Source organism: Rhodopseudomonas sp. B29, from assembly GCF_000333455.1.
Taxonomy (GTDB): Bacteria; Pseudomonadota; Alphaproteobacteria; order Rhizobiales; family Xanthobacteraceae; genus Rhodopseudomonas.
The window spans coordinates 1-10,163 of record NZ_BADD01000240.1 but is presented as its reverse complement, the minus strand read 5'-3'; the positions used below and the strand labels follow the sequence as shown (position 1 = coordinate 10,163).

At 64.7% G+C, this 10,163-nt stretch carries 9 protein-coding genes and 1 pseudogene; 5 read left to right on the top strand and 5 right to left on the bottom strand.

All coding sequences use genetic code 11. The features are described 5' to 3' along the window. Nucleotides 1-35 precede the first annotated feature (35 nt). Nucleotides 36-161: pseudogene (locus I5M_RS32120) on the bottom strand (TerC family protein); the annotation flags it as partial. A 9-nt stretch (nucleotides 162-170) separates the two neighbouring features. On the opposite strand from I5M_RS32120, the gene I5M_RS08575 reads away from it, so the two are divergent. From I5M_RS08575 to I5M_RS08560, 4 genes are all read left to right on the top strand, one after another. Then, nucleotides 171-839, top strand: coding sequence for an acyl-CoA thioesterase II (locus I5M_RS08575; protein ID WP_244431956.1), 669 nt, complete (start codon nucleotides 171-173; stop codon nucleotides 837-839). A 43-nt stretch (nucleotides 840-882) separates the two neighbouring features. Further along, nucleotides 883-1,866 (top strand): arginase, encoded by a 984-nt coding sequence (gene rocF / locus I5M_RS08570; RefSeq protein ID WP_022721018.1) that lies wholly within the window; start codon nucleotides 883-885, stop codon nucleotides 1,864-1,866. Nucleotides 1,867-2,082: 216 nt separating this feature from the next. Beyond that, nucleotides 2,083-3,702, top strand: coding sequence for an ABC-F family ATP-binding cassette domain-containing protein (locus tag I5M_RS08565; RefSeq protein ID WP_022721017.1), 1,620 nt, complete (start codon nucleotides 2,083-2,085; stop codon nucleotides 3,700-3,702). 268 nt (nucleotides 3,703-3,970) lie between these two features. Further along, on the top strand, nucleotides 3,971-5,266 hold the full coding sequence (locus tag I5M_RS08560; RefSeq protein ID WP_022721016.1) for an MFS transporter: 1,296 nt from the start codon (nucleotides 3,971-3,973) through the stop codon (nucleotides 5,264-5,266). Nucleotides 5,267-5,354: 88 nt separating this feature from the next. Here I5M_RS08560 and I5M_RS08555 read toward each other — a convergent pair whose 3' ends face one another. Both I5M_RS08555 and I5M_RS08550 read right to left on the bottom strand, forming a co-directional pair. Continuing rightward, on the bottom strand, nucleotides 5,355-6,599 hold the full coding sequence (locus I5M_RS08555; protein ID WP_148287846.1) for a hypothetical protein: 1,245 nt from the start codon (nucleotides 6,597-6,599) through the stop codon (nucleotides 5,355-5,357). A 176-nt stretch (nucleotides 6,600-6,775) separates the two neighbouring features. Further along, a complete protein-coding gene (locus I5M_RS08550) occupies nucleotides 6,776-7,963 on the bottom strand; it encodes a DUF2125 domain-containing protein (protein WP_022721014.1) in 1,188 nt (395 codons plus the stop codon). A 176-nt stretch (nucleotides 7,964-8,139) separates the two neighbouring features. On the opposite strand from I5M_RS08550, the gene I5M_RS08545 reads away from it, so the two are divergent. Beyond that, entirely contained in the window at nucleotides 8,140-8,718 is a 579-nt protein-coding gene (locus tag I5M_RS08545) for a gamma-glutamylcyclotransferase (RefSeq protein ID WP_022721013.1), read from the top strand. A 203-nt stretch (nucleotides 8,719-8,921) separates the two neighbouring features. Here the strand turns inward: I5M_RS08545 and I5M_RS08540 are convergent, their stop codons facing one another. Then, a complete protein-coding gene (locus I5M_RS08540; protein ID WP_022721012.1) occupies nucleotides 8,922-9,692 on the bottom strand; it encodes a 1-acyl-sn-glycerol-3-phosphate acyltransferase in 771 nt (256 codons plus the stop codon). A gap of 11 nt (nucleotides 9,693-9,703) precedes the next feature. After that, on the bottom strand, nucleotides 9,704-10,163 hold a 460-nt coding region (locus tag I5M_RS08535), incomplete at its 5' end, for a YdcF family protein (RefSeq protein WP_031335902.1).

Here is a 10,163-nt window from a genome sequence, read left to right as displayed (position 1 = left end):
CGAAATCATCGGGCCACAATGTCAACACGCGCCGCTCAGGCGGAGGGTGTCCGCGTTCTGTTGCGCCGCGCCAGGATGTTGAAGAACTCGACCGCGACCGAGAACAGGATGGCGAAATAGATGTAACCGCGCGGGATATGAAACTGGAAGCCGTCGGCCACCGGACGTTGATGCGGCAAAAGGAAATCGCCGGCGATCCGTTGGCCTTCACGGTGAATTTCTGCGCGCCGATCGCACCGGGCGGGTTCGACCTGACGCCGCGGCTGATCAAGGCGACCCGTTCGACGCAGCATTGGTCGATCGAGGCGACGCAGGCCGGCGAGGTCGCTGCGTTCGCCACCGCGGTGTTCGCGCAGCGCCGCGAGACCTGGACCCATCGCCCGACTGCGATGCCGGCCGTCAAGTCGCTCACTGAGACGCCGGTCTACACCCGCGTTGCGGCGCCGTGGATCGAGCAGTTCGAATTTCGCTTTCCCGAGGACGAGCCGAACTTCTCCGGCGCCGCTTTCGCCGAGCCGGCGAGCGCGCATACCAAGGTCTGGATCGGTCACGCGGTGCCGCGCACGCTCGACCTGCTGTCCTTGTCCGCCATCGCCGATGCGTTCTTCGCCCGCATTTTCCATGTCCGCGGCGAACTGCTGCCGATCGGCACGGTGTCGATGACGACGTATTTCCACGTCGACGCCGCCGAGCTCGCGGCCGAGCCGATCACCGCGGTGCTCGGCGTCGCCGACGCCAACGTGTTTCACAAGAGCTTCAGCGACCAGACCGGGGAACTGTGGTCGCCGAGCGGACGGTTGCTGGCGACCACGCAGCAGATCACCTATTTCAAGGCCTGACGCACGCGCCTGGCGTGCCTCGTCTTGAAGGGACGTCATCGGCATGTCGCAAACTGGCGATCACTCGCACGACGCTCCGCGCCGTGTTGCGCTGCTCGGTGTGCCGATCGAGATCGGCGCCGGCCTGCGCGGCACGCTGATGGGGCCGGCCGCGCTCCGCACCGCCGGCATCGGCCGCGTGCTCGAGCAATTGCACTACACGGTCGAAGATCACGGCGACATGACGCGGCCGCAGACGGGCGGCGGCAACGATCCGGTGCCGGCCAAGGCCAACTACTACACCGAGGTGAAGAGCTGGGTCGGTGAGATCTCCGCGCGCGCTTATCAGCTCGCCGCGTCCGGCGCGGTGCCGCTGTTCATGGGCGGCGATCACAGCCTGTCGATGGGCTCGGTCAACGGTGTCGCGCGCTATTGGCGGAGCCAGGGCAAGCCGCTGTTCGTGATGTGGCTGGACGCCCATGCCGATTACAACACACCGGCGACGACGCTGTCCGCCAATATGCACGGCATGTCGGCGGCGTTCCTGTGCGGCGAGCCGGGGCTCGATCGTCTGCTCGGCGACGAACTCCGGGTGTCGATCCCGCCGGCGCAGCTCGATCTGTTCGGCATCCGCTCGATCGATCCTTTGGAGAAGGAGCTGGTGCGCCAACGCAGCATCGCCATCGCCGACATGCGTGCGATCGACGAGTTCGGCGTCGGCGTGCTGATCCGCCGCGTCATCGACCGCGTCCGTGCCGCGAACGGCGTGCTGCATCTGTCGTTCGACGTCGATTTTCTCGATCCGGCGGTGGCGCCGGGCGTCGGCACCACCGTGCCGGGCGGCGCCACCTATCGCGAGGCGCATCTGGTCATGGAGTTGCTGCACGACAGCGGCCTGGTGCGCTCAGTCGACATCGTCGAGCTCAACCCGTTCCTCGACGAGCGCGGCCGCACCGCCCGCGTCGCCGTCGAACTGCTCGGCAGCCTGTTCGGCATGCAGATCACCGACCGCGTGACGCCGAGCAACGCGGTGTTGCCGGAAGGGTGATTACGCCCCTTCCACGCGTCATTCCGGGGCGCGCCGAAAGGCGCGAACCCGGAATCCCGTTGTGATGGAAACCGCCGGGTGCGCAACAACGTCGGGATTCCGGGTTCGCTCGCTGTCGCGAGCGCCCCGGAATGACGGTGACCTTGGTGGACGATCTGGCGTCGTTTCGCCATATCGGCTAAACGCGCCGCAGCATTTCTCCCCCGCGATGACCCCATGATCCGCCTCGACAACATCTCCAAGCAGAACGGCCATCAGATCCTCTACATCGAGGCCTCCGCCACGCTGTTGCGCGGCGAGAAGATCGGCCTCGTCGGGCCGAACGGCTCGGGCAAGACCACGCTGTTCCGCATGATCACCGGGCAGGAGCAGCCGGACGAAGGCCAGGTGTCGGTCGATCGCGGCCTGACCATCGGCTATTTCAGCCAGGATGTCGGTGAGATGGCCGGGCGCAGCGCGGTCGCCGAGACCATGGAGGGCGCCGGCCCGGTCAGCGAAGTCGCCGCCGAGCTGAAGGAGCTTGAGCACGCGCTGGCCGATCCGGACCGCGCCGACGAGATGGAGCAGATCCTCGAACGCTACGGCGAGGTGCAGCACCGCTTCGAGGAGCTCGACGGCTACGCGCTCGAAGGCCGAGCCCGCGAGGTGCTGGCGGGTCTCTCGTTCTCGCAGGAGATGATGGACGGCGACGTCGGCAAGCTGTCGGGCGGCTGGAAGATGCGCGTCGCGCTGGCGCGTATTCTGTTGATGCGGCCCGACGTGATGCTGCTCGACGAACCGTCGAACCATCTCGACATCGAAAGCCTGATCTGGCTGGAGCAGTTCCTCAAAGGCTTCGAGGGCGCGCTGCTGATGACCTCGCACGACCGCGCCTTCATGAACCGCATCGTCAACAAGATCGTCGAGATCGATGCCGGCACGCTGACCAGCTACACCGGCGACTACGAGTTCTACGAAGGCCAGCGTGCGCTCGCCGACAAGCAGCAGCAGGCGCAGTTCGAGCGCCAGCAGGCGATGCTCGCCAAGGAAGTCGCCTTTATCGAGCGCTTCAAGGCGCGCGCCTCGCACGCGGCGCAGGTGCAGAGCCGCGTCAAGAAGCTGGAGAAGATCGAGAAGGTCGAGCCGCCGCGCCGCCGTCAGATCATCGCGTTCGATTTCCTGCCGGCACCGCGCTCCGGCGAAGACGTCGCCACGCTGGCGCATGTCAGCAAGGCCTATGGCAAGCACGTCATCTACGACGATCTCGATTTCCAGATTCGCCGCCGCGAGCGCTGGTGCGTGATGGGTATTAACGGCGCCGGCAAATCGACACTGCTCAAGCTGGTCGCCGGCACCACGCCGCCGGACGACGGCAGCGTCACCATTGGCGGCAGCGTCAAGATGGGTTACTTCGCCCAGCACGCGATGGATCTGATCGACGGCGAACTCACCGTGTTCCAGTCGCTCGAAGAATGGTTTCCGCAGGCCGGGCAGGGTTCGCTGCGCGCGCTCGCCGGCTGCTTCGGCTTCTCCGGCGACGACGTCGAGAAGCGATGCCGGGTGCTGTCGGGCGGCGAGAAGGCACGGCTGGTGATGGCCAGAATGCTGTACGACCCGCCTAACTTCCTGGTGCTCGACGAGCCGACCAACCATCTCGACATCGCCACCAAGGAGATGCTGATCAAGGCGCTGGCCGATTTCGAGGGCACCATGCTGTTCGTGTCCCACGATCGGCACTTCCTCGCCGCGCTGTCCAACCGCGTGCTCGAACTGACGCCGGACGGCATCCACAAATACGGCGGCGGCTACACGGAGTATGTGGCGCGTACTGGCCATGAAGCGCCGGGGTTGCATTAGAGCTGCTGCAGCTCTTCCGCGCACGGCGCAACCTCTCCCGCCTGCGGGAGAGGTCGGCCCGGCATAGCGCAGCGAAGCCGGGACGGGTGAGGTCCTCACAACGCTTGCAGAGTCAGTGCTTGGGTCGCCCTCACCCCAGCCCTCTCCCGCAGGCGGGAGAGGGCGCGCGCTGCGCGGGTGGCATGCGATGTGCAACTCCGAGCAGGCTTCCGCATTGTTCCGTCACGCGGACTCACTCACGCGTTCGATCAGTTGAAGGACACAGCCCTTGTCGCTCAGCATCGCGGCCGATGAGCCGATCGGCACCACCCGCACGGTCCTGTCGGCGACCGTCGGCAACATGCTCGAGTTCTACGATTTCATCACCTACAGCTTCTTCGCCATCCAGATCGGCCACACCTTTTTCCCGACGCACAGCGAGTACAGCAGCCTGATGCTGTCGCTGGCGACGTTCGGGGCCGGCTTCATTACCCGGCCGATCGGCGGTCTGGTGCTCGGCATCTATTCGGACCGGGTCGGCCGCCGGCCGGCGATGCTGCTCAGCTTCGCCCTGATGGGCGCCGCGATCCTCACCATCACGCTGACGCCGTCCTATGCACAGATCGGCGTTGCGGCGCCGATCATCGTCATCCTGGCGCGCATGACCCAGGGCTTCGCGCTCGGCGGCGAAGTCGGGCCGACCACCGCCTATCTGTTGGAAATCGCCAAGCCGGAGCGGCGGGCGCTGATCGTGTCGTGGCAACCGACCAGCCAGCAGATCGCCGCCACCACCGGCGCGCTGGTCGGCTTCGTGCTGAGCAAGCTGCTGACGCCATCCGAACTCGACGCCTATGGCTGGCGTATCGCCTTCCTGATCGGCGTCGCCTGTCTGCCGGTCGGTCTGTGGATGCGCCGCGCGTTGCCGGAGACGGTGCCGCAAGCGTCCGCCGAACAGACAGAGCGCACCACTTACTTCGCACTGGCGCGGCGGCACGTTCGCCTGGTCTTGCTGGCGCTGGCGATCCTGGCCAGCGGCACGATCTCGACCTATGTCACGCAATACATGACGACCTACGCACAGAACACGCTGCACGTCGCCTCGTCGCTGGCGTTCGCGGTGTCGATGGTCGGCAACGGGCTGCAGATCATCGGCGCGCTCGGCGGTGGCTGGATGGCGGATCGCTTCGGCCGCAAGCCGGTGATGATCATTCCGCAGGCGCTGGCGTTGGCGCTGACCTATCCGAGCTTCCTGTGGATCGTCGCCGATCCGGGGCCGGCTTCGCTGCTGTTCGGCTTCGGCGTGCTGTCGCTGATCGGCTCGATTCCCTACACGGCGTTCTATGCGACCTTCACCGAGGCGTTGCCGCAGCAGATCCGCGGCGGCGTATTCGCCATCGTCTACGCGGTCGCGATCGCCAGCTTCGGCGGCACCGCGCAACTCGTCGTCACCTGGCTGCTGCACGCCACCGGCAATCCGCTGGCGCCGGCCTGGTACCTGCTGCTCGCCGCCGCCGTCGGCCTCGGCGCCATGGCGCTGATGCCGGAGACCGCGCCGGTGAAGGTGGGCGTCGACAACAGCGCGTAGTCGTTCGTCCGTCATTGCGAGGAGCGTAGCCGATGAACAATTCAGAAGTTTCAAACCCAAATCGGCCAGCGGTAAATTGTAAGCCAAATTAGGAAGTCTTGAGGAGGGCAAATAGGCGTAGTAACGAGCGATCTTCCGGCGACTCTCTTGCCTTCAATAGGTCGTAGATCAATTTCAGCGACGACGTTACCGCGCCAGCTCCGATTGCCGATGAGGGAGCAGCCGCCATAAACCACGAGCCGATTGCACCGGACAAGAAGGAAATCGCACCTGCCTCGACCAGCGAACTGACCGCTTTGGACTTTCTTTTGCTCTTGAGGATCGACGCCGCGGATACTGCAACTTCATTGAAGGCAGCAGACACTTCGTCTTGCCGCATGTTGCTGGGGCCAAAGGACTGTTCGCAGTCCCGGATGGCCCTGGACAAGGCGGCGCGCCAGACCTCGAATGCATCCTCGTTTCGACGCACCCTCACCAAATCATCAATGGCCAAGTTGGACAACTTCGGGAGGCTAACTGCGGCGTTGAGCCAAGCCGATTCTTTCGTTTCGCGACTTTCCCTGTCAAACTTGGCCGCGACCAGAGCATGCATGACGTCGTTGCACGACATCAAATGCCCATTGATCTGTGATTGAACGAGAATGTCTTCGTTTAGGCCGACCAATGGGTCGAGATAGCGGATCTCGTGCTCATTAATAGCCGCCCACGTTTCGAGTGTATCGGACATGCGCACGTTGTCGAAAGGCTGCAACTGGTCGAGGATTGTCCTCAATCCGAGTTCGCCTGATTCCAATTCGGCGAGTGTGATCAAGTCGTGTGACTTGATACTGCTGTAGTAAGCGTCGGGAATTGTCTGTACAGAGCCATCCTCAAGAAGGGGTCTCAACGGAGAGAGTTCCATCAGCCTGCACAGAATGTGAAAGCTGGTTCCTGCGCCTGCCGCTTCTCGCCATTCAGTGCGAATTGCGGGGTCGGGTGGCAATAGTTTGTTCGGATCAGGCGAGCTGGGGAGCCAGATCGATATCTTTGGCATATAGAGCAGTGCAGATGCGAGCTTGTCGCTCGTCATATTTCTTGTTGGTGAATAGTATCGAGGATGCCATGATTTGGAATTGCCCATGATTTCGTGGGCCTTCCCAAACAGAAACGTTGGCTCTGTTGGTTGTGTGGCGGAGGGTGCCCACTGAGCTTCGAATTCTTGATACCTTTCGACTAAGTCGAACATTTGGGAATACGAGAGCTTTTGCCAAGCTCTGCGTAGTGAGTCGGCGGTGGCGAAGCTGGATCCGAAGAAATTATCTGCAACAGTAAGATAATGCATGTGTGTCGACATAAGAAATAAGTCCACGATATGGCTGTGCCGAAAATCTAGTTGAATAGTATCATATTGCTGGCGATGCGTGATCTGTGAGGCGCTCGATGTCTTTTCGAATAGCGCCTCTCAGGGATTAGGACCTACGCGCCGCCGAAGGCGTCGGAAAATTTGGGTGACGTATTCGGTACTAGCTTCTATTCAAAACAACGGCTTCTCTGCGCGACCTTGAACGGGCCGAGCATGACGGCGCCGTCGACGAAGCGCAGCGGGAAGGCGCGGGCAGGCTTGCCTTCGAGCACGGCGGCCTGGCCGAGCGCGTCGATGCCGGCGGCGACGCCCGCATTCGCATTTTGCCGGACGACGCGGCCGAGTCCCGGGATGGCGCGGTCGAGCGCGCCGAGGATGTTGTTGACGTCCTTGGCGCGGACGCCGGGCGCGACGCGGTCGATCGCCGATTGCGACACGCCCTGCTCCAGCGCCTGTTCGATGCCGAGCTTGGGGATCACTTTGTCGAGGCCGGTGGCGAGCACCTGCAGCTCGCCCTCGACATTGCCGGACGGCGTCAGTCCAAGCGAACCCGTGGCGGTGGCGATCAAGTCGCCCTGCTGGATGCGCGCCTGGGTGATCTCAATGCGGCCGCCGGCCTGCTGCAACTCGCGAAACCGCACCGGCCACGGCTTGGGGCGGAAGTCGTTCAGGCCGCTGAGCACCAGCCGGACATGGCCGTCGAACGCGTCGGCCAGCAGCGGATGCACATCCTGCACGCTGGCGCCTTCCAGCACCAGATCGGCCTCGAGGTTGTGCTGGCCCGGCGCCGCGCCGTCGACCTGCCGGACATGCATTTCGGCGTGGCGGGCGCGGGCCATCGGCACCGCGGTTGGGCCGTCGGTGCGATCCAGCGACGGCGCGTCGAACACCAGCGCGATCCGCTGCGGCGGTCCGGGCAGGCCGGCGACGCTGGAGCGGGCGGTCTCCCAGTTCAGCACCATCGGCGGCGCGCCCGGGCCGGCGAAGCTGGCCGGGGCCTTGAATTCGGCGATCAGCAGCTTGGGCTGGTACAGCGAGGACACCACCAGGATCTCGCCGAGCTTCGCCGTCACCTGCGTGGCGCTGGCGGCCTGGGCGGCGGTCTGGTTGGTCAGCGTGACGCTGGCGTCACGGCAGCGGACTTCGAGCCGGAACGGATAGCCCGCGACCGAGCGCTCGCCGCAGTCATAGACGCGGCCCGCTGCCGCCTCGCGGGTCCGCCACGCATCGACGATGCGGTCGACCTGCGACGCGGAGAACCACCAGAACGCACTCCAGCCGATCGCCGCGATCAGGATCAGCGTCGGGAGAAACAACAGCGGCCACAGCCGCCGACGATAGGGAGTTTCGACCATGGCACCTGCATAGAGCCTGAAAACGGGAAAAACCATGGGCGGAACGCCGCGACATGGCGGAACCGTAAACGGCGACGGGGCGCTGCCCTTCACGGCCAGGATGAGGTACAGACCGAATTGGTCATTTGCGCGATGCGCGAACCTGCTGACACCCCAGCCGACAGCCTTGCTCTGACATGTCCGCCAAAACTCTTTCCGATGCTGAACTTCACGAGGGCGACCTTTGGGTGTTCGGCTATGGCTCGCTGATGTGGAATCCCGGCTTCGCCTTCACCGAGCGGGTGCCGGCGCGGCTGATCGGCGAGCATCGGGCGCTGTGCGTGTATTCGTTCGTGCATCGCGGTACGCCGGAGCAGCCCGGGCTGGTGCTGGGGCTCGATCGCGGCGGCGCCTGCCGCGGCATCGCCTTCCGCGTCGCCGATCAGCACCGGATCGAGACGGTGGCTTACTTGCGCGAGCGCGAGCAGGTCACCAGCGTGTACCGCGAGGTCAAGCGCTCGGTCTGGCTCGACGACGACGCCCGCCGCCGCATCAGCGCGCTGGCTTACGTGGTCGACCGCGGCCACGACCAATATGCCGGGCGCTTGTCGATCGCCGAGCAGCTGCGCTTCGTCCGCCAGGGCCACGGCCGCTCCGGTCCCAACCGCGACTACGTGCTGTCCACCGTCCACGCGCTCGAAGCCCAGGGCTGCCGCGACCCGCAGCTGCATCAGATTGCCCAGGCGCTACAAGGCGAAACGCCGGCGCACCGGTGAAGCCCAACCCGCATTTGGGGGGCGAAAGCGTGGCCGCAAGTCGCAGCGCGCCCCCTCTCCCGCTTGCGGGAGAGGGCTGGGGTGAGGGCGCCCCAGGCACTGACTCAGCAAGCGTGGAGCGGAGTGCCCGCACCCGGATAGCTGCGCGATCCGACCTCTCCCACAAGCGGGAGAGGTTACGCTGCGGCTGGAGCGGAAGGCTGCTACTCGGCCGGCTTGGTCGCCGGCACGCCGCCAAACAGCGCCACCTGCTCGCGGCGGGATTCCTCGATGATGCGGTTGGTCGCGGTTTCGATCGCGGTGCTGACGCGGTCGAGAAAGGCTCGGCGCGGCAGGCCGGCGGGCAGCGGGTCGAGGAATTCGACGATGAGCGTGCCGGGATAGCGCATGAACTGGCGGCGCGGCCAGAACAGGCCGGAATTCAGTGCCACCGGCAGGCACGGTACGTCGCAATCGGCGTAGATCTGGGCGATGCCGGCCTTGTAGTTCGGTGGCGCATCGACGGCGGTCCGCGTGCCCTCCGGGAAGATGATCAATTGCCGGCCGCGATTGACTTCCTCGCTGGCGCGCCGCGCCATCTCCATCAGAATGCGGCCGCCTTTCTGGCGGTTGATCGCGATCATGTCGGCTTTCACCAACAGCCAGCCGAACACCGGGATCCAGGTCAGTTCGCGCTTGAGGATGTAGAGCGGCTGATCGAAGAACTGCAGCAGCGCGAACGTCTCCCACATCGACTGATGCTTGGGGGCGACGATCAGTGGGCCTTGCGGGATCTTGTCGAGGCCGCGGAATTCGACCTTGGTGCCGACCACGACGCGCATCAGCCAGATGCTGTTCTGGCCCCATAGCTTGGCGACCTTGATCAGCGCCCGCCGCGGCAGCACCGCGGTCGGTATCGCGACGAGCAGCCAGAAAATCAGCAGGAGATAGAACAGCACGTTGAAGATCAACGAGCGCAGGAAGATCAAAAACATCGTGCGTCCGCTCAGTTGGTGAGCGCCGTGGCAGGCTTGCGGGATGCGACCGGATCGGACGACGGCTCGCTGTCGCCCGGCAGCTCGATGCCGAGCCTGGACAGCGCGACCCGCAATTCGACGGCGGTGTATTTGGCGTATTCGGATAGCAAGAGCCGCAGCGTCGCGCCACTGGTCCACCACGGCTCGTCGCGCCATTTATCGCCGATCACCGCGAACGGCAGCAATTCGACATCCGGCATCGCGTTCGACATTTCGGCGATGGCGCGCGGCATGTGGTAATTCGAGGTGACGACGATCAGCGAGCGGAAGCCGCGTTCCTTCACCCAGCGCCGCGTCTCGGCGGCGTTGGTGCGGGTATCGGTCGCCGAACGGTCGAGATCGACGCAGCAGCCGAACCAGTCCTTGCTCTCCGGGACCGAGCGCGAAATATCGCGTGCGCCGTTGGTCCGATGCACGCCGGAGATCAGC

Coding starts and splice junctions, on each gene's coding strand:
- I5M_RS08575 (WP_244431956.1), top strand. CDS start 171: ATGCGGCAAAAGGAAATCGCCGGCGATCCGTTGGCCTTCACGGTGAAT.
- rocF (WP_022721018.1), top strand. CDS start 883: ATGTCGCAAACTGGCGATCACTCGCACGACGCTCCGCGCCGTGTTGCG.
- I5M_RS08565 (WP_022721017.1), top strand. CDS start 2,083: ATGATCCGCCTCGACAACATCTCCAAGCAGAACGGCCATCAGATCCTC.
- I5M_RS08555 (WP_148287846.1), bottom strand. CDS start 6,599: ATGTCGACACACATGCATTATCTTACTGTTGCAGATAATTTCTTCGGA.
- I5M_RS08550 (WP_022721014.1), bottom strand. CDS start 7,963: ATGGTCGAAACTCCCTATCGTCGGCGGCTGTGGCCGCTGTTGTTTCTC.
- I5M_RS08545 (WP_022721013.1), top strand. CDS start 8,140: ATGTCCGCCAAAACTCTTTCCGATGCTGAACTTCACGAGGGCGACCTT.
- I5M_RS08540 (WP_022721012.1), bottom strand. CDS start 9,692: ATGTTTTTGATCTTCCTGCGCTCGTTGATCTTCAACGTGCTGTTCTAT.